A 25876-nucleotide genomic window follows, 5' to 3' on the forward strand; every position below is an offset into this window, starting at 1 on the left:
CTTTAGAAAGCTATAGGAAAAGGATTGTTTAATAAGACAATCCTTTTCCTCGTTTTAACTTAATAAAGAGGCGTTGATTTATAAAATAAATTATAAAAATAGGGATATTTTTTTAACAATTGTTAAGATTTTTTAATATATATAGTATACTTATAGAAGGCAGAAAAAATGTTTTTTTATAGATAAGGGGGTAAAACAATGAAACTCTTAACTTTTAAGGGAGGGATACATCCTCCATATAGAAAAGAGTACTCTAACACAAAGGCACTTGAAAAAGCTCAAGCTCCAAAGATAGTTTACATTCCTCTTCAACAACATATAGGGGCACCAGCTAAACCTATTGTTGAAGTTGGTGATGAAGTAAAGTTTGGGCAAAAAATAGGTGAACAGCAAGGTTTCGTTTCATGTAACGTTCATTCTTCAGTATCAGGTAAAGTTATTGCTATTGAACAACATGAAGTACCAGGTGGTTCAGCTCAATGTGTAGTTATCGAAAATGACTTTAAGGAAGAATTACATGAAAGTGTTCAACCAAAAGGTCAGTTAGAGGATTTGATCAAAGAAGATATAGTAGGTATCATAAAAGAGGCAGGAATAGTAGGTATGGGTGGAGCTACATTCCCTAACCATGTAAAAGTATCTCCTCCACCAGACAGTAAAGCAGAAGTAGTTATATTAAATGGGGCAGAATGTGAACCATATTTAACTGCAGACCACAGATTAATGGTGGAAAATCCAGAAGATGTTGTATTTGGTTTAAGAGCATTAATGAAAGTATTAGATGTTAAAAAAGGATTTATAGGAATTGAAACAAATAAACCAGATGCTATAGAAGCCATTCAAAATGTAGCTAAAGATTATAGTGAAATCGAAGTTGTTGGCCTTCAAGTGAAATATCCACAAGGAGCAGAAAAACAACTTATTTATGCGTGTACAGGTAAGGAAGTTCCATCAGGCGGATTGCCAATAGCAGCAGGTGCAGTTGTTGACAACGTTGCCACAGCAGCTCAAATAGCTAAATCTATTAAAACAGGTATGCCTTTGGTAGAAAGAATTACTACAATAACAGGTAGCTGTATCAAAGAACCTAAAAACCTAATAACAAAAGTTGGGACATTAGTCTCAGAAATAATAGACCAATGTGGTGGTTTTAAAGAAGATAAAAAAGTTGGTAAAGTGATAATGGGTGGACCTATGATGGGGATAGCTCAATATACTACTGAAATAGCAACTAATAAAGGTTCTTCAGGGATTTTATGTTTAGATGAAGAAGAATCACGTACACCAGATGTTCAAAATTGTTTAAGATGTGGAAGATGTACAGATGTATGTCCATCATTCTTACAACCACTTTTCATAAGTGCATATTCTTTGAAGGAAGATTATGACACAGCTGAATATCATAGAGCTATGGATTGTATAGAATGTGGGTCTTGTTCATTTATTTGTCCAGCAAGAAGACCATTACTTCAATCTATAAGATCAGCAAAAAGAGAAATAGGAGCAAAGAGAAGAAAGCAAGCTGCTCAGAAATAAAGAAAGTTAAGGGGGAAAAACGATGGAAAATAAGTTGATAGTATCATCTTCTCCTCATGTGAGAAGTAATGAAGATACTTCATATATAATGAAACAAGTTATTATAGCACTCCTTCCAGCAGCAGTAGCAGGAGTATACTTCTTTAGACTTAATGCATTGAGTGCTATGTTTTTTTGTATACTTGGTACAGTAGGTACTGAATTTTTATATCAAAAACTTATGAAGCATAAAAGTACTATAGGAGATTTTTCAGCTGTTGTAACAGGATTATTATTAGCATTTAACGTACCAGCATCACTTCCTTGGTGGATGTGTCTAGTAGGAGGAATATTTGCAATATTAGTAGTTAAAATGGTATTTGGTGGAATTGGATGTAACTTTGTCAATCCAGCACTTGCTGCAAGAGCATTTTTATTAGCATCATTTCCAGTAGCAATGACTGCTTGGACTCAACCAGGTGTTAACTGGATAGGTAAAAATTTAGATGCAGTTACTACTGCAACACCATTAAGCTTTTTGAAAAATGGAGCAGCAGGATTAGCAGACCTTTCTAGCAATGGAATTAGTCTCGCTGATATGATGATTGGTAATATTGGTGGATGTATAGGTGAGACATCAGCAATATTATTATTATTAGGTGGAGTATACCTAATGTATAAAGGCATAATAAATTATGTTATCCCAGTATTTTACATAGCAACTGTATTTATATTAACATTCCTTTTAGGTGGATTTAATATAAATTTTGCAATATATCAACTGTTTGCTGGAGGACTTATGTTAGGTGGATTCTTCATGCTTACGGATTATACAACTTCGCCTATGACTAAGAAAGGTCAAATAATATACGCTGTATTAGCTGGTCTTATAACAACTGTTATAAGAATGTATGGTGGATATCCAGAAGGTGTATCTTACTCAATACTACTAGTAAACTGTCTTGCACCACTTATAGATAAGTTTGTTAGAAACAGAGTGTTTGGGGAGGTGGCTAAATAATGAATAGTATGGTAAGACTAGGTGGAACTTTACTTGCTATAAGTGCAATAGCCTCATTAGCACTTGGAGCTACAAATCAAGTTACAGCTCCAGTAATAGAACAAAGAAATATACAAGCAAACAATGAACTTAGAAAAGCAGTACTTCCAGAAGCAAAAGAATTTAAAGAAATGAAGGAAAGTACTTATAAAGACCTTGGAGATGGTCTTATAGCTGAAGTATATGAAGGGCTAGATGGTTCTGAGGTAGTAGGATATACTTTAAAAGCTAAACCAAGTGGCTATGGTGGAGAAATTGAAGTTATGGTAGGTATATCAGCTGATGGCCAAGTTACAGGTGTTGATATTGGTAATATGTCAGAGACAGCAGGACTTGGAGCAAAAGCTAAAGATGATGCATTTAAAGGTCAATACAAAGGAAAAACTGCTGAACCTCTTGAAGTAGCAAAAGGAAGCACAACAGCAGAAAATCAAATATTAGCAATATCAGGTGCAACTATTACATCTACAGCAGTTACTACAGGAGTAAATGCTGCAATAGATGTCTTCAATAGTGCTCTTAATAAATAAGGAGGGTTAATTATGAATTTAGCTAAAGTATTTAAAAATGGGCTAATAGATGAGAACCCAACATTTGTGCAAGTTATAGGTATGTGTCCAACACTAGCCGTTACAACTTCAGCAATAAATGGAATCGGTATGGGTCTTTCAACAGCAGCAGTTTTAATATGTGCAAATTTAGTTATATCATTACTAAGAAAAATCACACCAGATAAGATAAGAATACCTATATTTGTAGTCATTATAGCTACATTTGTTACAATAGTAGGAATGGTTTTAAAAGCATATGTTCCTGCTCTTGATAAGGCTCTTGGTATATATATACCATTAATAGTTGTTAACTGTTTAATACTAGCTCGTGCAGAAAGTTTTGCTTTTAAAACTGGTCCACTAGCTTCAATTGTTGATGGTGTAGGTCAAGGTCTTGGATTTACTGTTGCTCTTACAGTAATAGGTGCAGTAAGAGAATTACTTGGAAATGGTAGTTTATTTGGAATGACACTATTTGGAGCATCTTTCCAACCAGTATTAATATTTATATTACCACCAGGTGCATTCTTAACATTAGGATTCTTATTTGCAGGATTTAATAAATTAAGAAGTAAAAAAGCGTAGTGGAGGTGTAATAAATGAATTTAATACTTTTATTTTTAAGTATCGTTCTTGTTAATAACGTTATAACATCTCAGTTCTTGGGTATATGTCCTTTCTTAGGAGTGTCTAAGAAAGTTGATACAGCAGTAGGGATGGGAGTTGCAGTTACATTCGTTCTAACTCTAGCTTCAATTATAACTTATTTTATACAAATTTTATTAGTAAAGACTGGAACTGAATTTTTACAAACAATAGCTTTTATATTGGTTATAGCTTCTATAGTTCAGTTCGTTGAAATGGTAATTCAAAAGATGAGTCCATCTTTATATCAAGCATTAGGAGTTTATCTACCTCTTATAACTACAAACTGTGCAGTTCTTGGTATAGCTCTAGTTAATGTTCAAAAAAGTTATAATTTAGTAGAAACAATAATAAACGGATTTGGAGCAGGAGCTGGATTTACTTTAGCAATAGTAATATTCGCAGGTATAAGAGAAAGACTAGAATTAGCTGATATACCAGAAGCGTTTAAAGGTTTCCCTATAACACTTATATCAGCAAGTTTAATGTCAATAGCTTTCTTAGGATTTACAGGACTTATAAAGCTATAAAAAAGAGGGGTGAAAATAGTGATACTTACAGCTGTATTAGTTTTAGGAGTTATGGGCTTAATCTTCGGGATAGTATTAGATTTTGCATCTAAAAAGTTTGCTGTAGAAGTAGACGAAAGAGTGGAAGCTATACTAGGAGTACTTCCAGGTGCTAACTGTGGTGGTTGTGGATTCCCAGGATGTGGAGGTCTTGCAAGTGCGATAGTTGAAGGAAAAGCACCAGTTAATGGTTGCCCTGTAGGTGGAGCAGATGTTGGTGCAAAAGTTGGAGAAATAATGGGCGTAAGTGCTGAAGCAGGTGAAAAACAAGTAGCAAAAGTTATTTGTAAAGGAACTTGCTCAAGTGCAAAAGATAAATATGAGTATGAAGGAATATCTGATTGTAGAGCAGCAAATGTTTTAAATTCAGGAGCTAAAATGTGTAAGTTTGGATGTTTAGGTCTTGGAACATGTAAGACTGTTTGTAAATTTGATGCTATTTCTATAGTTGATGGAGTAGCAGTAATAGATGAAGAAAAATGTGTTAACTGTGGAAAATGTAAAGAAGCATGCCCTAAGGGTATAATAATTACAAAACCAGAAAGCCAATCAATAGTTGTAGAATGTAATAGCAAAGAATTTGGTAAAGCTGTTAAAGAAAAATGTACTGCTGGATGTATTGGTTGTGGAATGTGTGTAAAAGCTTGTAAATTTGATGCAATAATATTTGAAAACAAAATAGCTAAAATAGACCCTAGTAAGTGTGTAGGTTGTATGCAATGTGTAGAAAAATGCCCTACAAAAGTAATATCAGGTGATATAGCTAAAAGAAAGAAAGTTACTATTGACCAAGAACTTTGTGTGGGATGTACAGTGTGCAAAAAACAATGTAAGTTTGATGCAATAGAAGGTGAATTAAAAGAAAAACATAAGGTAGATGCAGACAAATGTGTAGGATGCCATTTATGTATGGAAAAATGTCCAAAGAAAGCTATTAAAATTTTGTAATATGGACAAAATAAAGATATGGAATAATTTCCATATCTCTAATGAGTACATAAAACAGAGGTATGGAATAATTTCCATACCTCTATTTTATGTATATTTATTTTATTGGTAATAAATATAACAATAGTGTAACAAAAAAGGTTCGACATTTCTGTTGAATTTTTTACAATATAGTGATAGACTAAATAGGTACAAATTACGTACAAATGAGGTGAATAAATGAATATAATCTTGGCATCAGCCTCTCCAAGAAGGAAAGAAATTCTAGAGAATACAAATGTAAGATTTGATATAATTAAAAGTGAAATTGATGAGATTATATTGGAAGGTGAAGCACCAAAACATTTAGTTATGAGATTAGCTTTTGAAAAAAGTATGTTTGTAGCATCTAAACATAAGAAAGATGTTGTTATTGGAGCTGATACTGTTGTTGTTTTAGATAATGCTATTTTAGGAAAGCCTAAAGATGAGTCTTGTGCAAGAGACATGCTAAGTAGACTATCTGGAAGAGAGCATCAAGTCATAACAGGTATTAGCTTAATAAACTTGTGCAAAGATAAAAAAATAATTGACTATGTAATCAGCAATGTAAAATTTAAAACGTTATCAGAAAAAGATATTGAGGATTATCTGAAAACTAAAGAGTCATTTGACAAAGCAGGAGCTTATGGAATACAAGGATATGGAGCTTTGCTAGTTGAAGAGATTAGAGGCGATTATTTTAATATAGTTGGACTTCCAATTTCAAAGTTAGGTGACTTGTTAAAGGAACATTTTAATATAAATCTTTTTTATGGAGTGTGATTTATCTGAAAAAGTCATTTAATTCAACCATTAAGGTAAAAGAAATGGCACTAGAGGAAAGACCCAGAGAAAAGATGCTTGCTGAAGGAGTAGAAAGCTTATCAAATGCTGAATTGTTGGCTATACTTTTAAGAACTGGTAACAAACATAAAAATGCAATCGAGTTAGCCAACTATATAATAAATAAAGATATTCAGGGTATTAGACATTTAGAGGAAATGACAATAGAGGAGCTGTGTAATATAGATGGAATTGGATTGTCAAAATCAGCCCAAATTAAAGCAGCTTTAGAACTAGGCTTTAGAGTAGCTAGTTTTAAACCTATGAAGTATAAAATAAAAAATCCTTGGGATATACATAAATATTATATGAATAGTCTGAGGTATTTGAAAAAAGAGGTTTTTAAGGCAGTTCTTTTAAATACAAAAAATGAGATAATATCTGATGTAGATATATCTGTAGGGACTTTAAACTCATCATTAGTCCATCCTAGAGAAGTTTTTAAAGAAGCTATAAAGAGAAGTGCAAGTAAAATAATAGTGATGCATAATCACCCCTCAGGAAGTGTAGAACCATCAAAGGAAGATAAAAATATTACATCAAGACTTATTAAATGCGGAGAAATAATTGGGATTGAAATAATTGACCATATAATAATTGGAGATGGATTATACTTTAGCTTTAAAGAAAATATGATAATTTGACTTTATATGTGATAAAATAGTAGGAGAATGTTTTAAACATGATTCTTAATTAGTAGGAAGGAGTAAAATCATGGCTAAGGAAAAAAAGAAAGAAAAAAGAGGTTTTTTTAGTTTTAACAAGATGACAAAGGATATGGGAATAGATTTAGGGACTGCAAATACATTAGTTTACATAAAAGGACAAGGTATTGTTGTTAGAGAACCCTCAGTTGTTGCAATAAGAGATGACAGTAAAGAAGTTTTAGCAGTAGGTGAAGAAGCTAAAAAAATGATAGGTAGAACACCAGGAAATATAGTAGCTATAAGACCAATGAAAGATGGAGTAATAGCTGACTTTGATATAACTCAATCAATGATTAGTTACTTTATACAAAAAGCAGCTGATAAAAAAGGTGTTGTAAGTCCAAGAATAGCTATATGTGTTCCTTTTGGAGTTACAGAAGTTGAAAAGAGAGCTATAGAAGAGGCTGCAAGACAAGCTGGTGCTAAAGATGCATTTCTTATAGAGGAACCAATGGCAGCGGCTATAGGAGCTGGATTAAAGGTTGAAGAGCCAGAAGGTAATATGGTAGTTGATATCGGTGGAGGTACTTCAGAAATAGCTGTAATATCTCTAGGAGGAATTGTTACTGCTAAATCTATAAGAATTGGTGGAGACGAATTTGACGAGTCTATAGTTGCCTATGTAAAAAAAGAATATAATCTTATGATAGGTGAAAGAACTGCTGAAAATGTTAAAATTAGCATAGGTTCTACATTTAAAGATGATGAAGAAATAAATATGCAAATAAGAGGTAGAGATTTAATATCAGGGTTACCTAAAACAATAGAAATATGTTCTACAGAAGTTAGAGAAGCATTAAAAGAGCCTGTGAGTTCAATAGTAGATGCTATAAAATCTACATTAGAAAAGACTCCACCAGAATTAGCATCAGACATAATGGAAAACGGAATAATGCTAACAGGAGGAGGAGCTTTACTTAGAGGTCTTGATAAACTTATTACACAAGAAACAGGAATGTCTGTTCAAATAGCAGAAGCTCCTCTTGATTGTGTTGCACTTGGAACAGGAAAATCTGTTGAAGACCAAGAAATTTTTGAAAAAGTATTAATGATGAATGCTAAAAATTAGAAGTTGGTGATGGCCTTGAGATTTGACAAGAATAAAAATGAGAAAAAAAGGATTAATGTTAAAGTGATAGCAACGGGCGTAGTTGCTATCACTTTAATTGGAATTGTGGGTATATCAATTGGTAAGTTTTCAAGTGGAAGCCCAGTAAACTTAGGTGTAGCATCAGATGCTATTACAAGTGTAGGAAAAGGAATAAATGATGGATTTTCATTTATAAAAAATGGTTTTAAAGATATCTTAAATTATAGAGATAACTCTGAAAAGGTAAAAAAATTAGAATCAGAAAATGAAAAGCTTAAAAAAGATGTTATAGCTTTAAATACCAAATTAGACAAGACAGAATCATTAGAAGAATTAAAGAAGACACTTAGCTTTGTAGAAGAAAAATATAAAGCAACGAGTATTTCTACAAGTGTTGTAGGTAAAAATGATGGAAACTGGTATGAGAGTTTTATAATAGGTGCGGGAAAAAATTCAGGTGTAAAAAAAGAAAGTATAGTTATGAATGGCAGTGGTCTAGTTGGTATAGTTTATGAAGTTTCCAACGATTATAGTAAGGCAATTTCACTATTAGATTCTAAATCATCTGTAAGTTTTAAATTAGCAAAAAATGCTAGTGCTAAAGGAGCAATTACTCAAAATACTACTTTAGACAATAAGGATAGTTATAATAGTAAAGGTTATTTACAAGGTTATATGTTTGACTCATCATATAATGTAATTCAAGGAGATATAATAACAACATCTGGTCTTGGATTTTTCCCAGAAGGCATACCAATTGGTGAGGTTGAAAAGGTAATTGATGATAAAGATAAATCACTAAAATATGTAGTTGTAAAACCTTATGTTGATTTTAAGAATATAGATGACGTTGTAGTCATAGAACCAAGAAATATAGGATAAAGGGGATAAAAAACAATGAAAAAAGTTTTACTTTGTCTATTGGGTATTGTGGTTATGACTATAGAAAATAGTATAACAAATTATATAAATATTTTTGGAATAAGCTTTAACTTAGTTCTTATATATGTAACTATAATTTCTCTTTATTTGGATGAATTAGAAGGTGGGATTATAGCAGCCATAATAGGGCTTATTAAGGACATAACCATTGGTGGAATTCTTGGTGTAAATGCATTAGTTTTGTTTGTTATTGCATATGCGATTGGACACATGAGGGATCAACTATATAAAGGTAGCTATATTATTACTTTCGTTTTGGTTTTAATAGGGAGTTTAATTGATTCAATTGTCAATATAGGTACATCTAGTATAATCTATCAAAGCTATAGCATATCAACACTTTTAGTAAAGGGTCTACTAGTAGCACCAATAGTGAATAGTTTAATTGGTTTAATAATATATCGCTTGTCTAAAAGAGCAGTTTTAAAACTTAAAGAAGATTAGTTGGTGATTTCATGGAAGAAAATAAACAAGTTGATAGATTTAAAATAATGAAAATAGTCATAAGCGTGATATTTTTAGCTATTTTAGTAAAAATAGTCTACATGACTACATTTAAATATGAATACTACAATGAGTTAGCTGAAAATAAAACATATAAAAAATTGGCAATAGAGGCTCCAAGAGGAGAAATAAAAGATAGATATGGAAGATTGCTAGCAGGAAATAAAAATTTATTTACTGTTCAAGTTTCAGGTAACGATATTAATAAAAAAGATGCTAATAAGCGTTCAAGAGCAAATGAAATATCATTGAAGCTTATAAATTTACTTGAGAAAAATGGTGAAGAATATGTAGATGAATTTCCTATATATGTAGAAAATGGAAAGTACTATTATACATATGACAGAGAGATTAGAGAATATAAATCAGAAAATGGAATACCAAGTGATTATAATGCTAAAGAGAGTTTTTATTACTTGGTAGATAAACTTATATCAGCAGGAATCTTGTCTCAAGAAGATAAAAGGTTAGATGCAACAAAATTACAAGCAAAACTAAATGAAAATGGATACTATCCTCCTATTTTAGTTAGTAAATGGATGTTTACAGCAGAGAGAGATAAGAGAGATTGGTTGGCCAGTTATAAAATAAAAGAGACTAATTTGAGTGCTGAAAAAGCGTTTGAAAAAGTAAGAAATAGCGATGCATTTAAGATTGATAAAAGTTTAAGTAATGAAGATGCAAGAAAAATAATGGTTGTAAGAGATTTAATAAAATCAAAAGGATATTCTCAATATAATCCAGTAACAATTGCAAAAGATGTAGGAGAAACTACCATTGCACAGATTGAGGAAAGTGCTATGGACCTTGTTGGTGTTTCAGTAGCAGTTGAACCAGTGAGATATTATCCTAATGGAACTTTAGCTTCACATATGTTAGGATATGTAGGAAAAATGCCATCAACTCAAATAGAATCATATCTACAAAAAGGATATAAAACAGGAGATATGGTAGGTCTTGCAGGAGTAGAAAAAAGTAATGAAAGCAAGCTAAGAGGAACTGATGGTTATAAAATGGTTAAAGTTGATGCATTGGGTAGAATCAGTAAAGAAATTGAATCAAAAAAACCTAAATCAGGAGATACTGTATACCTTACATTAGATAAAGATTTACAAGAAGTTTCAGATAATGCATTAAAACAGATAATAGAAGTTGCTTCAAAAGGAGGTACTTTTAAAAGTAAGTTTGGGGATAAGCCAATTAGTGCATATGCAGGAAAGGCACAATCAGCAGCTCTTATAGCTATTGATGTTAAAAATGGAGAGGTTTTAGCTTCATCAAGTTATCCTGACTATGACCCAAATAAATTTGCAAAGGGTATTTCTACAGAAGACTATAAAGCACTACAACCAAAGAATCCAAATGACTTACTAGCAGGAAGTCCACTATTAAACTTAGTTACACAAGGGGAATTCCAGCCAGGTTCTTCATTTAAGATGGTAACCTCAATGGCAGCTTTAGAAAATGGTCTAAATCCAAATTTCACTATAAATGACCCTGGAGTTATTATGCTAGGGAAAAAATCATTTGGGGACTATGTGTGGAACCATGGTAGAGGAAATCATGGTATGACAAATTTATATAAAGCTATACAAGAGTCTTGTAACATATATATGGCAACTATTGGTACAGGTAAGACATGGCCAGATGGAAAAAGTATTGGTATAGATATGAATGCAAATAAGATACTTGAGTATGCAAAACTATTTGGATTAGATGAAAATACTGGGCTTGAAGACGAAGTAGAAGAAAGAGCAGGTAAGGTGCCTAGCACAGAGGATAAATTAAAATCAACACAAGCATTGTTAAAATCAGCTTTAGATAGAGAAATGGCCAATGACTTTGTTGATATAACTAGAGATAAAAATCCTAAAGAATACGAAAAAAGAATCGATGAAATTGTAAGTTGGGCAGCTGAAAAGAAAACTCCTGGTAGAGTAGAAACGATGAATAGATTGAAAAAATTGGATGTTAAAGAAAATAGAGTGGAAGATGTAGCGGATATGGCGGTATTTAGTTACTTTAACTTTGCAAAATGGAGTACTGCTGATACATTCAACTTAGCTATAGGGCAAGGTGAAAATGCCTATACACCAGCTCAAATATCAAGATACGTAGCTGCTATAGCAAATGGAGGTAATTTAGTAGAATTATCTGTAGTTGATAGAGCTGTTTCAAGTGATTATTCATCAGTAAAAATTAATGACCAAAAGAAAGTGGAAAAAATACCTTTCAAAAATCCAGACAATCTAAAGGAACTAACAAAAGGTATGAAATTGGTTGCTAGACAAGGTACAGCAAAAAGTGCTTTTGCTGATTTCCCAATAGATGTAGCAGCAAAGACTGGTACAGCTGAGAAAAGTGGTAAAATACCTACAGATAATGAATATGAATATTTAAAGAGTCATATGTCATCTTATAATGTTAATCTAAATGATGCAATTAAAATGGCTGATAAGATGAAGGCAGAAAAAGAAAAAGAACTTTCATTAGCTAAAGAAAAAGAAATAAAGAAAAAACTAGAAAATAAAGATTTAAAAGACGAAGAAAGAAAGAAATTAGAAGAAGAATTAGAAGATGGAGTAAAAGTTAAATTAGAGGATACTGATAAAGTGAATTCTTCATATTTAAGAAAAGCTATAAAAGAATTAAATCCAAAAATAACAGATGACCAAATAGATAAGTTTAAAGCAGATTATGGTTCTTTTACATGGACTGTTGCATTTGCACCAGCAGATGACCCAGAAATAGCTGTTGTATGTGTAATTCCTCAAGGTGATTCAAGTGTATTCTCACTTTTACCAACTAGAGAAGTTATTGGAACATATATGGGATTAGAGCCAACTAATGGCAAAAAAGACAACAAGACGGATGATGTTAATAATTCTTCTGACGAAAATATAAATTTCGAGTCACAAATCAATAGATAAGTTAAATCCATTTATAAACTTTAGCTTTATGTAGAAAAAATAAAAGGGTTTAAAGCGCATTTGAAGAATATAAATGATATATCACTCTGGAGGTTGTTATGTCTTTAAGAGAAATTTGTAGTCAAGAACTAGTAGAGTTCAAGGGTAATAAAAGAGGGATAATAGTAAATATAAAAAGAGAAGCTCCATTTGAAGAAATACAAGAAAATATAATAAACAAATTGGAAGCGTATGTTGGTTTTTTTAATGGTGCTAAAATTAGTAAAATTAACAGTGATTATTTAACTGACATGGAGATTCTAGAATTAAAAGAAGGAATTACTTCTAGATTTGATGTGGAATTTGTTGAAGATCAAAAAATTGAAGAAAATAATAATTTTCAAACAAAATATGTCAATACCCTAAGATCTGGCGAAAATATTGAATTTGAAGGTGATGTAGTCATATTAAATGATATGAGACCTGGTTCAAAGGTCATTTCAAAATCAAATACAGTTGTTATGGGAGATATAAATGCTGGCGCTAAGGTTGTAGCAGGAGGAAATGTTTTTGTAATGGGGAAAATAGAAGGTTTTGTGCATGCAGGTTCAGAGGGCAATGAGTTTGCCTATGTTGTTGCTGGAAATCTTAATCCAAAAATATTGCAAATAGCAGATAATATTGCAGAAGCTCCAGATGATGAAGAAAATTATGAAATTGAATCAGAAATTAGCCCAGAAATAGCCTTTGTGAGTAATGGAAGAATTGTAATCGAAAGCTATTTGTCAAAGTTGGACAAATAGAAAGAAAAATAGGGGGTAGTATTATGAGCGAAGTTATAGTTATAACATCCGGTAAAGGTGGAGTTGGAAAAACTACTACCGCAGCAAACTTAGGAACTGCGCTAAGCCTAGAAAATAAAAAAACTGTAGTTGTAGATGCAGATATTGGACTTAGAAATTTAGATGTAGTAATGGGTCTTGAAAATCGAATAGTTTATGACATAGTAGACGTTGTTGAAGGAACTTGTAGGCTTAAGCAAGCTCTAATAAAAGACAAAAGATTTGATAATCTATATTTATTACCAGCAGCACAAACTAGGGATAAAAACGCTGTATCAGTTGAGCAAATGGTTGACCTATGTGAAAAATTAAAAGAATCTTTCGAGTATGTAATAATAGACTGCCCAGCAGGTATTGAACAAGGATTTAAAAATGCAATAGCAGGTGCAGATAGAGCTATTGTAGTTACAAATCCAGAGATATCAGCAGTAAGAGATGCAGATAGAATAATAGGTCTATTAGAAGCAAATGAAATAAAAGAAATAAGATTAGTTATAAATAGAATTAGAAATGATATGGTTAAGCGTGGAGACATGATGGACAAACAAGATATAATAGAGATACTAGCAATAGATTTATTAGGTCTTGTTCCTGATGATGAAAGTATAATTATATCAACAAATAAAGGTGAACCAGCAATACTTGATTCAAAATCTCTTGCTGGTCAAGCATACAAAAATATCGCAAAAAGGATACTAAATGAAGAAGTTCCTCTACTTGAACTTGAAGTTGAAGATGGATTCTTTGGTAGACTAAAAAAAATGTTTAGCATGGCTAAGTAGCAAAGGAGGATACATCTGTGTTAGATTTATTTAGAGTTTTTTCTAACGAAGCTAAAACTAGTAAATCTGTTGCTAAAGAGAGGTTAAAACTAGTTTTAGTTCATGATAGAGTAGATTGTTCACCACAACTTTTAGAGATGATAAAAACAGATATTTTAAAAGTAATAGCCAACTATGCAGAAATAGAAGAAGATGGCCTTGAAATCAAAATGTCTAAATGCAGAGGTGAACATGATGACAAACCTGTATCTGCATTAGTTGCTAATATACCATTAAAGAATATTAAAGATAGATGTATGTAATTAGTGCTTAAAAGGGGGATATCCTTATTGGTATATGCCCCTTTTATTTAATTATATGTTTAAAGATAGAAAGACGGTGATTCTTTGAAAAAAATCAATATTAATTATAAGTCGACAATTAAGTTGATAAAACAGTTAGACTGGAAACTTATAGTTACAGTATTAGCTATCTTTATTTTTGGGCTTGTTATACTTAGTAGTGCAACACATGCTAATTCTACAGGTTCATATAATCAATTAGTTAAGCAAGGACTAGCTTTTGTGCTTGGAATAGGAATGATTATAGTAATACTATTTTTTGATTATAATCTTCTAGGAAGGTACTATAAGGCTCTTTATATAATAAGCCTTGTTTTATTAGCTGTAGTTTTATTACCTGGAATTGGTACTGAAAAAGGCGGTGCGAGGTCTTGGATTAACTTAGGTCCACTTGATTTGCAGACTTCTGAAATAGTAAAATTAACATTTATACTTAGTTATGCAAAGATACTTGAGACAAAGAAGGATAAATTAAATACATTAAAAGAGGTTATACCTGTTGTAGTTTATTCTCTCCCATTCATTGGATTACTACTTGCTCAACCAGACTTAGGAACAGGAATTGTATTTTGTTGTATGGTATTTGCAATGCTGTTTACAGCAGGTCTTAGTTCTAAGCTAATAAAAAGAGGAATAATAATACTCTTGGTATCAATGCCATTGATGTATTTAATGATGGCAGACCATCAAAAAGTAAGAATAGAAGCCTTCCTAAATCCAGAAGATGTAACCTTAAAAGGAAACTATCAGGTTATGCAATCTTTGATAGCAATAGGCTCTGGTGGTATGACTGGAAAAGGTCTGTATAATGGAAGTCAAAACCAAGAAGATTTCTTACCAGTACAAGATAGTGACTTTATATTTGCTGTTGTGGGTGAAGAACTTGGTGTAATAGGAATGACAGTGCTTATAATCTTATTTGCAATATTTTTATTACGGATTTTAGCAATTGCAAGAGATGCTAAGGATTTTTATGGGACCCTCATTGTAGTTGGTGTTATGGGTATGTTTGCTTACCAGATAATTCAAAATATTGCTATGACTGTTGCGTTAATTCCAGTAACAGGAGTAACATTACCTTTTGTAAGTTATGGAGGAAGTTCACTATTAACATCTTTAGCCAATCTAGGATTAGTACTAAATGTGTGTATGAGAAGAAAGAAAATAAATTTCTAAGTGTAAGAGTTCTAAACATAAATTGAGGAGATTGAGTATAATGAATATAGCATTAGTAGCACATGACCAAATGAAAAATACCATAGTAGGATTTTGTATAGGTTATGAATCAATTTTAAAAAAATATGGACTATATGCAACTGGAACTACAGGAAAAAGAATAATGGATGAAACTGAATTAAAGATTACTAGATTGGCATCTGGACCTTTAGGTGGAGACCAGCAAATAGGTTCTTTAATCGTAACACAAGAAATAGATTTAGTTATCTTTTTAAGAGACCCACTTACATCTCAACCTCATGAGACAGATATACAAGCTTTGATAAGACTTTGTGATGTGTACCATGTTCCAATAGCTACAAATCTAGCTTCTGCAGAAATATTTATAAAAGCTCTTGATAGGGGAGAACTATCATGGAGAGAAGTTAGGAAGAGCAAAAGTCAACGTGTTTAATAAAAGTAAATAATATATAAAATTAAGAGGTAGCTAAAATAGCTACCTCATTTTAATTTGTTCTATAAGATAAAAACTCTAATGTGAGTTTTTTTATATAATTTAAATGATGGAATATAGATATATGTCATTTAAATAAAAATAACTATTTAACTAATTTTGCAAATTCTGCACCAAACTCCATACATTCTTTTAATGTTTCCTCACTAGGGAAGAATTTTTTCTTAAGAGATTCTACAGGCATTTTGAATGTCATAGCTTTAAGTAAAGTTTCAGCCATAGTTATACCTTCACCACTCCAACCAAATGAACCAAATACTCCTGCTATCTTACCTTGGTTAGCCATTGGGTCTATAACAGAGAATAAATCCCACATAGGTTTAACCATTGTTTTATTTATAGTTGGAGAACCTAATAGTATTACTTTTGATACTACTAATGTATCATGCATTTCTGTTAATGTCATATTTTCTAAATCATATAATTCAGCTTTTGCACCTTCTTTATCAAGTCCCTCTTTTATCTTTTTAGCCATTTCTAAAGTATTGCTATAAGCTGATAAGTAGAATATAGAAACTTGATTTTGATTAGTTGTATTAATAGCTTCTGTAGACCACTCAACATATCTCTTTACAGCAGCCATTGGGTCTTTAGTAAGCATTGGACCATGAGAAGTTAATATAGTATCAAATTCTAAGTTTAGCCCTACAACCTTGTCTACAGCACTCAACACGTGCTTAGCAAATGGCTTAACTATGCAATCATAGTAATGTTTAGCTGATTTTAGATAATCTTCACTGTTTACTACTTCTGAATCAACACTTGCAAAATGACAACCAAATGCGTCACAAGTTAAAAGAGTCTTGTCCTCTTCAATGTAAGTAAACATTGTATCAACCCAATGTAAGAATGGAGCAGTTATAAATTTAAGATTTCTCTTACCGATATTTAAAACTTCACCATCTTTTATTACATGACAATTAAAAGGTCTATTTATTTGACCATCTAAGTATAATTTAGCAGCTTTAGTACAATAAACTTCTATATTAGGATTTAAATCTAATAAGTATTTTAAACTACCAGCATGGTCTGGCTCTGTGTGATGGACTACAACATAGTCAATTTTAGCTATATCAGTAACTTCTGATAAATTACTTAAAAATTCATCCTTAAAATTTGCTTTTACTGTATCAAATAAAACCGTTTTTTCGTCCTTTATTAAGTAAGAATTATAAGTTGTCCCAAACTCTGTTTCCATTATTATGTCGAATACTTTTAAACCTTCATCTACTACGCCAGTAAAGTAGATATCTTTTTTTACTTCGAAAACTTTACTCATTTTTAACCCTCCTAAAAATTATCATTATATAAATAACATACCCCATTTTGAGGTCAGTGAAACAAAAGATGTCATTATAAGTCATCAAAAACATAGTTTTATGTTTATAATATATCATATTTGGTAAAAAATCTGTATTTTAATAAAAATTTAATAGAAAATATTTTTAGATATACTATTTTGTGAATAATATAGATTTTAAATTCAATATTTTAGTTATATTTTTGATAGAAAATATTTTATCGTGTATAATATTACTTATAAATAAGAATAAAAATAAAGAACTTGTTTGGAGGAATTTTAATAAATGAATAAAGTAGACTTGAAAAAAATCTTAAAAAAAGTAGAAAAGCCTGCTAGATATCTTGGGAATGAAATAAATTCAATTCATAAAGATACTAGCAATAGTGAATTGATAAGATATGCACATTGTTTTCCAGACCTGTATGAAGTTGGGATGAGTCACTTAGGAAGTCATATATTATACGATGTAATAAACAAAGATGAAGATGTATTTTGTGAGAGAGTATATTCTCCTGCTGTTGACATGGAAAATATAATGAGAGAAAAAAATATACCATTATTTGCATTAGAGTCAAGAGAGCCTATAACAAACTTTGATTTTGTTACTTTTACACTTCAATATGAACTTTCATACACTAATATCTTAAATATATTAGATTTAGCCAATATACCAATATTAAAAGAAGAAAGAAAATTGGAAGACCCATTTATAATGGTTGGAGGTCCTTGTGCTTATAATTCGGAACCTTTAGCAGATTTTGTAGATATAGTAATATTAGGTGAAGGTGAAGAAGTTAACTTAGAAGTAGTAAATGAGTATAAAGAGTGGAAGAAAAATAAAACAACTAGAGGTGATTTTTTATACAGAATATCAAGTATAGAAGGAGTATACATACCAAGTTTTTATGATGTTAAATACAATGAAGATGGTACAGTTCAAAGTGTAACTCCTAATAGAGAAGGGGTTACTAAGAGTCCTACTAAGAGGATAATAAAAAATGTTGAAACTGTAGATTATCCAGAAAAATTAATAGTACCTTATATAGATACTGTTCATGATAGAATAGTGTTAGAATTGTTTAGAGGCTGTACAAGAGGATGCAGATTTTGTCAAGCTGGTATGATATACAGACCAATAAGAGAAAAGAGTGTTGAAAGACTTAAAGAGATACTTGACAAATTAGTTAAGAATACTGGATATGATGAAATATCATTATCATCACTTAGTACAAGTGACTATAGTAAGTTGTCTGAGCTTACTGATTATTTAGTAGATGAATATGCATCTAATAATATAGGAATTTCACTTCCATCGCTTAGACTAGACAATTTCTCAATGGAGATTGCTGATAAAATACAACAAGTAAGAAAATCTGGACTTACTTTTGCTCCAGAGGCAGGAACTCAGAGACTTAGAGACGTTATAAATAAAGGTGTTACAGAAGAAGACTTAGAAAATGCAACAGAAAGAGCTTTCGAAATGGGATGGAATAGTGTTAAACTATACTTTATGATTGGTTTGCCAACTGAAACTTATGATGATTTGGATGGAATAGCCAAATTAGCTTATAAAGTTATTGATATTTACAGAAAAGTAAATGGAGGTAAGCTAAAAAGAAGTTTTAGTGTTACAGTAAGTACATCTACATTTGTACCAAAACCATTTACACCGTTCCAATGGAATGGTCAAGATACAACAGAGGAAGTAGTTGATAAGCAAAGACATTTAGTCAATAAATTGAGAAATAACAACATAAAATATAACTATCATGATTCAAAGACTAGCTTGATGGAAGCTGTAGTAGCTAGAGGAGATAGAAAGATAGGAAAAGTTATATATGATGCATTTAAATTAGGTGCAAAATTTGATGGCTGGGCAGAACACTTCAGTTTAGATATATGGAAGGAAGCTATGGAAAAAAACAATCTTTCTATAGACTTCTATGCACATAGAAATAGAGGATATGAAGAGGTATTCCCTTGGGACCATATAGATGTAGGTGTAAGTAAAAAATTCTTGATTAGAGAAGATGAAAATGCTAAAAAAGAAAAAATCACTTCTGATTGCAGACATAATTGTAATGGTTGTGGAATAAATATACATGATATAGGAAGGGGGCTTTGTTAATATGAGTAAAATAATTAGAGTCAAATTTAAAAAAGAAGGTGATATGATATATATATCACATCTTGACCTTCAAAGATTATTACAAAGAGCATTTAGGAGAGCTGAAATAAATTTATCACATTCTAAAGGGTTTAACCCTCATCCTAAGATGAGTTATGGTAATGCTTTAGCATTAGGGACAGAAAGCCAAGGCGAGTATGTGGATATTGAGATAGAAGATGATTTATTGGTAGATGAGTTTTTAGATAAAGTGTCAGTTCAACTTCCAGAGGGGATAGAATTTATTAAAGCAAAGGAAATTGATAGACAGACACCTTCTCTTTCTTCCGTAATAGATTATGGAGAGTATCTGTTTAATATAGATTTAAAAAGGCCTTTGACTAAAGAGTTTGTAAAAAGAAAAGTAATTGACTTTATGAATAATAAAGAGATAATCATAACAAAAAAGAATAAAAAAGGAAAATTGGTTGAAGTTGATATAAGACCCATGATAAGAACTTTTGATGTTTTAAATTTAGAAGATGAGCATATCACTCTTACTGCTACTATAGCTACAGGTTCAAAAACTAATTTAAATACTAATATACTTATTCCTAAAATGTTAGAGATGTTTGAACTGGATATTGACCCATTAGAAGTTGATATATTGAGAAGAGATTTATATGTATTAGAAGATGGGGAATTAGTGACTCCTATGTAAGTTCGTGAGAGGTGAAGTTGTGAAGAAGATAGTTATTGAGTCCTTAATAGGGTCTCAGAAAACAGCAGTGCTTGAAGATGGAAAGTTAGTAGAACTTTTTGTTGAAGATAACTTAAATAAAAAAACTGTATCCAATATATATCGTGGAATTGTAAAAAAAGTTATACCAGGAATAGAAGCATGTTTTGTAGATATTGGATTTAAGAAACTTGCTTATTTACAGTTAAAAAAAGAAAGTACCATAAAATCTGGGCAAGAGATTTTGGTTCAAGTAAATAAAGAAGAAATTGGTACTAAGGGTGCAAAATTAAATACTGAAATTAGTATATCTGGAAGGTATATTGTCTATATACCTTCCAACGACAGAACTACTATATCAAATAAGATTACTGATGAAAGAGAAAGATTTAGATTAAAAAAAATCACAAAAGCAGTGAATAAAGAAAACTTGGGATTAATAATAAGAACTGAAGCTCAAGGCTGTACTCATGATGAAATAAAAAAAGATATAGAAGAGTTAAAATTAAAGTATGATAATATTTTAAAAGAATATAAACTTGGTATGGGACCAAAGCTATTATATAAGTCCTTAGATTTTGCAACTAAATATGTAAAAGATAATGTAAATGATGAGATTGAGTCTATAATTATCAATAATTATGATAAATATCATGAATTAAAACCTATTTTGAAGCTTATAAATAATGATTATATTGATAAATTATACCTTGAAGAAAATAAAGATGTATTTGATTTATATAGAATAGAATCTCAAATAGAAAAATTATTAAATGAAAAAGTATGGTTAAAGAGTGGTGGTTATTTAATAATAGAAAAAACAGAAGCTCTTACCGTTATAGATGTAAATACAGGTAAGTTTGTTGGAACTGGTAAACTTGATGAGACTGTTTATAAAACAAATATTGAAGCTGCAAAGGAAATTGTGAGACAGCTTAGAATTAGAGATATAGCTGGAATAATAATAATTGATTTTATTGATATGTATAAAAAGAAATATCAAAATGAGGTATTACACATACTAGAGGAAGAGTTTAGTAAAGATAAGAGAAAAGCTGAAGTGTTAGGAATGACAAAACTTGGCTTAGTAGAAGTTGCAAGACGAAGAGAAAAAGAGTCTATTGATAAGTATTATTTAATGGCTTGCCCATGCTGTGATGGAACGAAAACTATAAAATCTATACATCATATAGTGGATAGTGTCGAAAAAGAAATTATGAGAATAAGTGAGCATACAGTTTATAAAAACGTAATAATAGAATTCAATGATTTTGTTTTTAAACAAATAAAAGAAGATTATATGGATATAATTGATAAAATTGGTGAAAAATATAATATGAAAATTTCTTTAAACGCAAACTGCGCATTAAAACACAACAAAACAAATGTTATTTTTGATAAAATAGTTGACAATAAAATGTAAATATTTTATAATTAATAATTGTAATGCCGCACAGTAAAGGTCTAAATCTTCTAATGAAGTACCTTGTACTGGCGAGTTTGAGACCGAGGAGGTGTATTTAATGTACGCTATAGTAAAGACTGGTGGAAAGCAATATAAAGTTTCTGAAGGTGATGTATTATTCGTTGAAAAGTTAGAAGCTAACGCAGGTGATGTTGTTACTTTAAACGAAGTATTAGCTTGCTCTAAAGATGGAGAATTAAAATTAGGTTCTCCAGTAGTAGAAGGAGCATCTGTTCAAGCAAAAGTTGTTGAACAAGGTAAAGCTAAGAAAGTTATAGTTTTCAAGTATAAAGCAAAAAAAGATTACAGAAGAAAACAAGGACATCGTCAATCATATACTAAGATAGTTGTAGAGAAAATCAACGCTTAGTTATTGGACTAGTTATGATAAAGGTTAAATATTATTATAATGATGATTTCTTGTTGCAAGGTTTTTGTTTAAAGGGACATGCTGATTTTGCTGAAATAGGCTATGATATAGTCTGTTCTGCAGTTACGTCTAATGCTATTGCAGTTATAAACTCTTTAGACAAGTTACAAAAGATTGAATTTGAAAAGGTAGTAGGAGAAGAAGGGCATATAGAATGTATAGTTAAAGATACATATCTAAAAGATGCACAGTTATTACTAAATCACTTTCAATTAGCGGTTGAAGAAATTAAACGGGAATACCCAAAAAATATAAAAATTTTAAAAAAGTAGGGGGTGACTCCATATGTTAAACATGAATTTACAATTATTAGCATCTAAAAAAGGGGTAGGTTCTTCTAAAAATGGTAGAGATTCTATATCTAAAAGATTAGGTGTTAAGAGATTCGATGGGCAATTAGTAACTGCTGGAAGTATAATAGTTAGACAAAGAGGAACTAAAATACATCCAGGAACTAATGTTGGAAAAGGTAGCGATGATACTTTATTTGCATTAGTTGATGGTACTGTTAAATTCGAAAGAAAAGACAAGAAGAGAAAAAAAGTTAGTATATATCCAGTAGCAATAGCTGAGTAATATACATAAAAGGAGTGTTGATGCACTCCTTTTTCTTATAATACTGATGAATTTATAATAGTATTTTTGGTAAAGCTAATTAAAAGTTTTTAATTAAGTAGGTGAAGAATTTGTTTATAGATAAAGCGAGAATATTTGTAAAAGCTGGAAATGGTGGAAATGGTTCGGTAGCATTTAGAAAAGAAAAATATGTTCCAGCTGGTGGGCCAGATGGTGGAGATGGTGGTCGTGGAGCGAGCATCATATTTGAAGTTGATTTAGGTCTTAGAACATTAATGGACTTTAAATACCAGAAAAAATATCAAGCTCAACACGGTGGCGACGGTAGCAAAGGTAAAAGAGCTGGTAAAAATGGAGAAAGCTTAATATTAAAAGTACCAGCAGGTACAGTAATAAGAGATGAAGCTACAGGTCTTGTACTAGCAGATTTAAAGAAAGAAGGAGATACAGCAGTAGTTGCAAAAGGTGGTATAGGTGGTAAAGGTAATCAACACTTTGCAAATGCAGTAAGACAAGCTCCAGCTTTTGCAAAGTCTGGTACAGATGGAGAAGAAAGATGGATAACTCTTGAACTTAAAATGATAGCAGATGTAGGTCTTTTAGGATTTCCAAATGTAGGTAAGTCAACATTTTTATCAGTTGTAACCAAAGCTAAGCCCAAAATTGCAAACTATCATTTTACAACATTGACACCAAATTTAGGTGTTGTTCAAACTAAGTTTGGAGATAGTTTTGTACTTGCTGATATACCTGGAATTATAGAGGGTGCTTCTGAAGGTATAGGATTAGGTCATGAATTCTTAAGACATGTTGAGAGAACTAAGGTATTGATACATATTGTAGATATATCTGGACTGGAAGGTAGAGACCCAATTGAGGATTTTGACAAAATAAATGATGAACTTAAATTATATAATGAGAAGCTTTCAACAAGACCTCAGGTTGTAGTTGCAAATAAATTTGATATATTGGAAGATGAAAGCCAATTTGAAAAATTTAAGGACGAATTAGAAGGTAGAGGATATACAGTATTTAAGATGTCTGCAGCAACTCGTCAAGGAATAGATGATGTAATTGCCTACGTTTCTAAAATGTTAAAAGAAGTAGAAGATGTGGAATTAGTTTCAGAAGAAGAAATGTATAGACCAGAACTTGATATTGGAACAGAAGAAGGATTGAACATAGATGTTGAAGATGGTGTATATGTAGTTACAGGTAAGGCACTTAGAAGAATAATGTATTCTGTAAATTTTGATGATATGGAATCACTTCAATATTTCCAAAAAGCTATGGAAAGTCAAGGTGTATTTGATAGGCTTAGAGAGATGGGAATTGAAGATGGGGATGTAGTTAGAATTTACGAATTGGAATTTGAATTTTACAATTAATTTTGATATAGAATTATAGAGGTGATAATATGTTAAAAGGAAAGCAAAGAGCATATTTAAGATCTTTAGCAAATACTTTAAAGCCTACTACACAAATTGGTAAGGAAGGCGTTACAGAAAGCTTTTTAGAGCAATTAGAGGATATGCTAAGAGTTAGAGAACTAGTAAAGGTTACTATACTAGAAAATGCAGGTCTTGATGCTAAAGAAACTGCTAATGCAGTATGTGAAGCTTTAAGAGCAGAGTTTGTTCAAGCTATTGGTTTTAAGTTTACTATTTACAAGAGAAATATTGATGAGCCCAAGATACTTTTTCCAGGTCATGAACAGGCAAAAGCTAAGGTCAAAAATAACAATGTTACAAAAAAAGGTAAACCAACTAAAAGAGCAGTTAGATAATTAATTAGATTATTTTAGAAGAAATAAGTTAAAAAATATAGTGACAATTGGGAAAAATTGTATTATACTATTAACAATAAATTTAAATTAGCAATCTTATCAAGAGAGGCAGAGGGACTGGCCCTATGAAGCCCGGCAACCAGTATATTTTAATATACATTGGTGCTAAATCCTGCAGCAATTACGCTGAAAGATGAGTATAAACCCGTCATATGGCTTGAGTTTATACTCAAGCTTTTTTAATTGGCATATTTATATATATAAATAAATTAATATAATCAAAAGTGATGGGGGTATGTAACAGTGAAGATAGGAATACTAGGGTATGGAACAGTAGGAAGTGGATTAATAGATTTAATAGAGAATAATACTTTAAAAAGAGAAATAGAAATAGCTGGAATTTTAGTTAAAAATAAAGAGAAGCATAAATCAAAGAGATATTTTGATAAGGTAACAACAGATATAGAAGATATATTTAACAAAGATGTTGATATATTAGTTGAAGTAATTGGAGGACTAAATCCAGCTCTTGATTATGTAACAAGAGCTCTAAATAAAAAAATACATGTAGTAACAGCAAATAAAGATTTATTAGCTGAAAGAGGTAGTGACCTTATAGAGCTGGCTAACTTAAATGATGTTAGCATTAAATTTGAAGCATCAGTAGCAGGTGGTATTCCAGTTTTAAAGCCATTAATAGAATCATTAGAAGGTAATAATATAAAAAGTATAAATGCTATTTTAAATGGAACATGCAACTTTATATTATCAAAGATGTATGATGAAAATTTACCATATGATGTAGCTTTAAAACAAGCACAAGAACTAGGATTTGCAGAAGTTAATCCAGATGCAGATGTATTAGGATATGATAGTGCTAGAAAACTATCTATATTATCTACTTTATCTTATGGGAAAATAGTGTATTGGAAAGATTTGTTATTAGAAGGAATAACTTCAATAGATGAAAAGGATATAGAATATGCTAAGAAATTAAATTGTAAGATAAAATTAGTTGCTAGAAGTAAATATGAATTGGGAGAAGTAAGTGGATTTGTTAGACCTGCATTGGTGGATAATGATAATATGCTGTCTAAAATAGATAATGAGTTTAATGTAGTAATTATAGTGGGAGATTCTGTAGGAGAACTTTCTTTTGTAGGTAAGGGTGCTGGAAGAGGTGCAACAGGAAGTGCTGTTTATGCTGATATCATAGATATAATAGATAATAGGAGTTCAAATATAAAGTCTTTTTCAAAAGGTAAATTGGATTTGAGTGGGCTTATAGAAGATGAATGTAGTGCAGTAGTTAGATTTAGTGAATATAATAAAGATGGAATTTTAAAATGTTTAGATAAATATGTAGATAGCTATAATATTATAGATGAAGAAGAATTTGCTATTTTTATAAATGCAAAATCAGAACATGAAATTGATAGGTTCTTAGAAGATGTAAAGAGAAATGAATATAGTAAGTCAGTTAAAAAACTATTAAAAGTAGATTAAAATAT

27 protein-coding genes and 1 riboswitch are annotated in these 25876 nt (G+C 31.1%); of the genes, 26 read left to right on the forward strand and 1 reads right to left on the reverse strand.

The window, feature by feature from the left end; translation table 11 throughout:
* Window positions 1-198 precede the first annotated feature (198 nt).
* The 17 genes from rsxC (at window position 199) to IC219_RS11495 (ending at window position 15899) form a co-directional block, all read left to right on the forward strand.
* Window positions 199-1536: an electron transport complex subunit RsxC gene (gene rsxC, locus IC219_RS11415; RefSeq protein WP_227853330.1), complete on the forward strand. Its 1338-nt coding sequence runs from the start codon at window positions 199-201 to the stop codon at window positions 1534-1536.
* Window positions 1537-1558: 22 nt separating this feature from the next.
* Window positions 1559-2536 carry an RnfABCDGE type electron transport complex subunit D gene (locus tag IC219_RS11420; RefSeq protein WP_227434071.1) on the forward strand — a complete coding sequence of 326 codons (978 nt, stop codon included), beginning with the start codon at window positions 1559-1561 and terminating at the stop codon, window positions 2534-2536.
* Window positions 2536-3105, forward strand: a complete 570-nt coding sequence (locus IC219_RS11425) for an RnfABCDGE type electron transport complex subunit G (protein ID WP_227434072.1) — start codon at window positions 2536-2538, stop codon at window positions 3103-3105. Before IC219_RS11420 ends, IC219_RS11425 begins: the two co-directional genes overlap by 1 nt.
* Window positions 3106-3117: 12 nt before the next feature.
* Window positions 3118-3711 carry an electron transport complex subunit RsxE gene (gene rsxE, locus IC219_RS11430; protein ID WP_227434073.1) on the forward strand — a complete coding sequence of 198 codons (594 nt, stop codon included), beginning with the start codon at window positions 3118-3120 and terminating at the stop codon, window positions 3709-3711.
* 14 nt (window positions 3712-3725) lie between these two features.
* Complete coding sequence (gene rsxA / locus IC219_RS11435) at window positions 3726-4301, forward strand: electron transport complex subunit RsxA (protein WP_054269663.1); 576 nt, start codon at window positions 3726-3728, stop codon at window positions 4299-4301.
* Window positions 4302-4316: 15 nt separating this feature from the next.
* Window positions 4317-5288 carry an RnfABCDGE type electron transport complex subunit B gene (locus tag IC219_RS11440; protein WP_227434326.1) on the forward strand — a complete coding sequence of 324 codons (972 nt, stop codon included), beginning with the start codon at window positions 4317-4319 and terminating at the stop codon, window positions 5286-5288.
* A 219-nt stretch (window positions 5289-5507) separates the two neighbouring features.
* The gene (locus tag IC219_RS11445) at window positions 5508-6092 is read left to right on the forward strand and encodes a Maf family protein (protein ID WP_227434074.1); all 585 of its coding nucleotides are present in this window, start codon (window positions 5508-5510) and stop codon (window positions 6090-6092) included.
* A gap of 44 nt (window positions 6093-6136) precedes the next feature.
* Window positions 6137-6796 carry a RadC family protein gene (gene radC, locus IC219_RS11450; protein WP_227434327.1) on the forward strand — a complete coding sequence of 220 codons (660 nt, stop codon included), beginning with the start codon at window positions 6137-6139 and terminating at the stop codon, window positions 6794-6796.
* 70 nt (window positions 6797-6866) lie between these two features.
* Window positions 6867-7928, forward strand: a complete 1062-nt coding sequence (locus tag IC219_RS11455) for a rod shape-determining protein (protein ID WP_269469188.1) — start codon at window positions 6867-6869, stop codon at window positions 7926-7928.
* Window positions 7929-7937: 9 nt separating this feature from the next.
* Window positions 7938-8831 carry a rod shape-determining protein MreC gene (mreC, locus tag IC219_RS11460; protein ID WP_227434075.1) on the forward strand — a complete coding sequence of 298 codons (894 nt, stop codon included), beginning with the start codon at window positions 7938-7940 and terminating at the stop codon, window positions 8829-8831.
* Window positions 8832-8846: 15 nt separating this feature from the next.
* Window positions 8847-9335, forward strand: a complete 489-nt coding sequence (mreD, locus tag IC219_RS11465) for a rod shape-determining protein MreD (protein ID WP_227434076.1) — start codon at window positions 8847-8849, stop codon at window positions 9333-9335.
* Between the two features lie 11 nt (window positions 9336-9346).
* Entirely contained in the window at window positions 9347-12325 is a 2979-nt protein-coding gene (locus IC219_RS11470; RefSeq protein ID WP_227434077.1) for a penicillin-binding transpeptidase domain-containing protein, read from the forward strand.
* Between the two features lie 98 nt (window positions 12326-12423).
* Window positions 12424-13107, forward strand: a complete 684-nt coding sequence (gene minC / locus IC219_RS11475) for a septum site-determining protein MinC (RefSeq protein ID WP_227434078.1) — start codon at window positions 12424-12426, stop codon at window positions 13105-13107.
* A gap of 23 nt (window positions 13108-13130) precedes the next feature.
* Window positions 13131-13928, forward strand: coding sequence for a septum site-determining protein MinD (gene minD, locus IC219_RS11480; protein WP_227434079.1), 798 nt, complete (start codon window positions 13131-13133; stop codon window positions 13926-13928).
* 17 nt (window positions 13929-13945) lie between these two features.
* Window positions 13946-14230 (forward strand): cell division topological specificity factor MinE, encoded by a 285-nt coding sequence (minE, locus tag IC219_RS11485; protein WP_054273171.1) that lies wholly within the window; start codon window positions 13946-13948, stop codon window positions 14228-14230.
* Window positions 14231-14314: 84 nt separating this feature from the next.
* Window positions 14315-15445, forward strand: a complete 1131-nt coding sequence (rodA, locus tag IC219_RS11490) for a rod shape-determining protein RodA (protein ID WP_227434080.1) — start codon at window positions 14315-14317, stop codon at window positions 15443-15445.
* 40 nt (window positions 15446-15485) lie between these two features.
* Window positions 15486-15899: a methylglyoxal synthase gene (locus IC219_RS11495; protein ID WP_227434081.1), complete on the forward strand. Its 414-nt coding sequence runs from the start codon at window positions 15486-15488 to the stop codon at window positions 15897-15899.
* A 145-nt stretch (window positions 15900-16044) separates the two neighbouring features.
* Here IC219_RS11495 and IC219_RS11500 read toward each other — a convergent pair whose 3' ends face one another.
* Window positions 16045-17238, reverse strand: coding sequence for an FprA family A-type flavoprotein (locus IC219_RS11500; RefSeq protein WP_227434082.1), 1194 nt, complete (start codon window positions 17236-17238; stop codon window positions 16045-16047).
* A gap of 307 nt (window positions 17239-17545) precedes the next feature.
* On the opposite strand from IC219_RS11500, the gene IC219_RS11505 reads away from it, so the two are divergent.
* The 9 genes from IC219_RS11505 to IC219_RS11545 all read left to right on the forward strand — a co-directional run bounded on the left by IC219_RS11505 (window position 17546) and on the right by IC219_RS11545 (window position 25871).
* The gene (locus tag IC219_RS11505; RefSeq protein ID WP_227831247.1) at window positions 17546-19390 is read left to right on the forward strand and encodes a TIGR03960 family B12-binding radical SAM protein; all 1845 of its coding nucleotides are present in this window, start codon (window positions 17546-17548) and stop codon (window positions 19388-19390) included.
* A gap of 1 nt (window position 19391) precedes the next feature.
* Entirely contained in the window at window positions 19392-20090 is a 699-nt protein-coding gene (locus IC219_RS11510) for a TIGR03936 family radical SAM-associated protein (protein ID WP_227823627.1), read from the forward strand.
* A gap of 19 nt (window positions 20091-20109) precedes the next feature.
* Complete coding sequence (locus IC219_RS11515; RefSeq protein ID WP_227482188.1) at window positions 20110-21531, forward strand: Rne/Rng family ribonuclease; 1422 nt, start codon at window positions 20110-20112, stop codon at window positions 21529-21531.
* A gap of 100 nt (window positions 21532-21631) precedes the next feature.
* The gene (rplU, locus tag IC219_RS11520) at window positions 21632-21943 is read left to right on the forward strand and encodes a 50S ribosomal protein L21 (protein WP_003419082.1); all 312 of its coding nucleotides are present in this window, start codon (window positions 21632-21634) and stop codon (window positions 21941-21943) included.
* Between the two features lie 14 nt (window positions 21944-21957).
* Window positions 21958-22275 carry a ribosomal-processing cysteine protease Prp gene (locus IC219_RS11525; protein WP_227831246.1) on the forward strand — a complete coding sequence of 106 codons (318 nt, stop codon included), beginning with the start codon at window positions 21958-21960 and terminating at the stop codon, window positions 22273-22275.
* A 13-nt stretch (window positions 22276-22288) separates the two neighbouring features.
* The gene (gene rpmA / locus IC219_RS11530; protein ID WP_003419086.1) at window positions 22289-22579 is read left to right on the forward strand and encodes a 50S ribosomal protein L27; all 291 of its coding nucleotides are present in this window, start codon (window positions 22289-22291) and stop codon (window positions 22577-22579) included.
* Window positions 22580-22689: 110 nt separating this feature from the next.
* Window positions 22690-23967 (forward strand): GTPase ObgE, encoded by a 1278-nt coding sequence (gene obgE / locus IC219_RS11535; protein ID WP_227434087.1) that lies wholly within the window; start codon window positions 22690-22692, stop codon window positions 23965-23967.
* Window positions 23968-23996: 29 nt separating this feature from the next.
* Window positions 23997-24365: a YhbY family RNA-binding protein gene (locus IC219_RS11540; protein ID WP_227434088.1), complete on the forward strand. Its 369-nt coding sequence runs from the start codon at window positions 23997-23999 to the stop codon at window positions 24363-24365.
* Window positions 24366-24458: 93 nt separating this feature from the next.
* Window positions 24459-24565, forward strand: a riboswitch (SAM riboswitch).
* 103 nt (window positions 24566-24668) lie between these two features.
* A complete protein-coding gene (locus IC219_RS11545; RefSeq protein ID WP_227434089.1) occupies window positions 24669-25871 on the forward strand; it encodes a homoserine dehydrogenase in 1203 nt (400 codons plus the stop codon).
* Window positions 25872-25876: the final 5 nt, after the last annotated feature.

The sequence above is a fragment of the Clostridioides sp. ES-W-0018-02 genome (genome assembly GCF_020658175.1).
In the GTDB taxonomy this organism is placed as follows: Bacteria; Bacillota; Clostridia; order Peptostreptococcales; family Peptostreptococcaceae; genus Clostridioides.

Bases quoted from the DNA above. Each gene is read 5' to 3' on its own strand.
- rsxC (WP_227853330.1), top strand. From the start codon at position 199: ATGAAACTCTTAACTTTTAAGGGAGGGATACATCCTCCATATAGAAAA.
- IC219_RS11420 (WP_227434071.1), top strand. From the start codon at position 1,559: ATGGAAAATAAGTTGATAGTATCATCTTCTCCTCATGTGAGAAGTAAT.
- IC219_RS11425 (WP_227434072.1), top strand. From the start codon at position 2,536: ATGAATAGTATGGTAAGACTAGGTGGAACTTTACTTGCTATAAGTGCA.
- rsxE (WP_227434073.1), top strand. From the start codon at position 3,118: ATGAATTTAGCTAAAGTATTTAAAAATGGGCTAATAGATGAGAACCCA.
- rsxA (WP_054269663.1), top strand. From the start codon at position 3,726: ATGAATTTAATACTTTTATTTTTAAGTATCGTTCTTGTTAATAACGTT.
- IC219_RS11445 (WP_227434074.1), top strand. From the start codon at position 5,508: ATGAATATAATCTTGGCATCAGCCTCTCCAAGAAGGAAAGAAATTCTA.
- radC (WP_227434327.1), top strand. From the start codon at position 6,137: ATGGCACTAGAGGAAAGACCCAGAGAAAAGATGCTTGCTGAAGGAGTA.
- IC219_RS11455 (WP_269469188.1), top strand. From the start codon at position 6,867: ATGGCTAAGGAAAAAAAGAAAGAAAAAAGAGGTTTTTTTAGTTTTAAC.
- mreC (WP_227434075.1), top strand. From the start codon at position 7,938: ATGGCCTTGAGATTTGACAAGAATAAAAATGAGAAAAAAAGGATTAAT.
- mreD (WP_227434076.1), top strand. From the start codon at position 8,847: ATGAAAAAAGTTTTACTTTGTCTATTGGGTATTGTGGTTATGACTATA.
- IC219_RS11470 (WP_227434077.1), top strand. From the start codon at position 9,347: ATGGAAGAAAATAAACAAGTTGATAGATTTAAAATAATGAAAATAGTC.
- minC (WP_227434078.1), top strand. From the start codon at position 12,424: ATGTCTTTAAGAGAAATTTGTAGTCAAGAACTAGTAGAGTTCAAGGGT.
- minD (WP_227434079.1), top strand. From the start codon at position 13,131: ATGAGCGAAGTTATAGTTATAACATCCGGTAAAGGTGGAGTTGGAAAA.
- IC219_RS11495 (WP_227434081.1), top strand. From the start codon at position 15,486: ATGAATATAGCATTAGTAGCACATGACCAAATGAAAAATACCATAGTA.
- IC219_RS11500 (WP_227434082.1), bottom strand. From the start codon at position 17,238: ATGAGTAAAGTTTTCGAAGTAAAAAAAGATATCTACTTTACTGGCGTA.
- IC219_RS11505 (WP_227831247.1), top strand. From the start codon at position 17,546: ATGAATAAAGTAGACTTGAAAAAAATCTTAAAAAAAGTAGAAAAGCCT.
- IC219_RS11510 (WP_227823627.1), top strand. From the start codon at position 19,392: ATGAGTAAAATAATTAGAGTCAAATTTAAAAAAGAAGGTGATATGATA.
- rplU (WP_003419082.1), top strand. From the start codon at position 21,632: ATGTACGCTATAGTAAAGACTGGTGGAAAGCAATATAAAGTTTCTGAA.
- IC219_RS11525 (WP_227831246.1), top strand. From the start codon at position 21,958: ATGATAAAGGTTAAATATTATTATAATGATGATTTCTTGTTGCAAGGT.
- rpmA (WP_003419086.1), top strand. From the start codon at position 22,289: ATGTTAAACATGAATTTACAATTATTAGCATCTAAAAAAGGGGTAGGT.
- IC219_RS11540 (WP_227434088.1), top strand. From the start codon at position 23,997: ATGTTAAAAGGAAAGCAAAGAGCATATTTAAGATCTTTAGCAAATACT.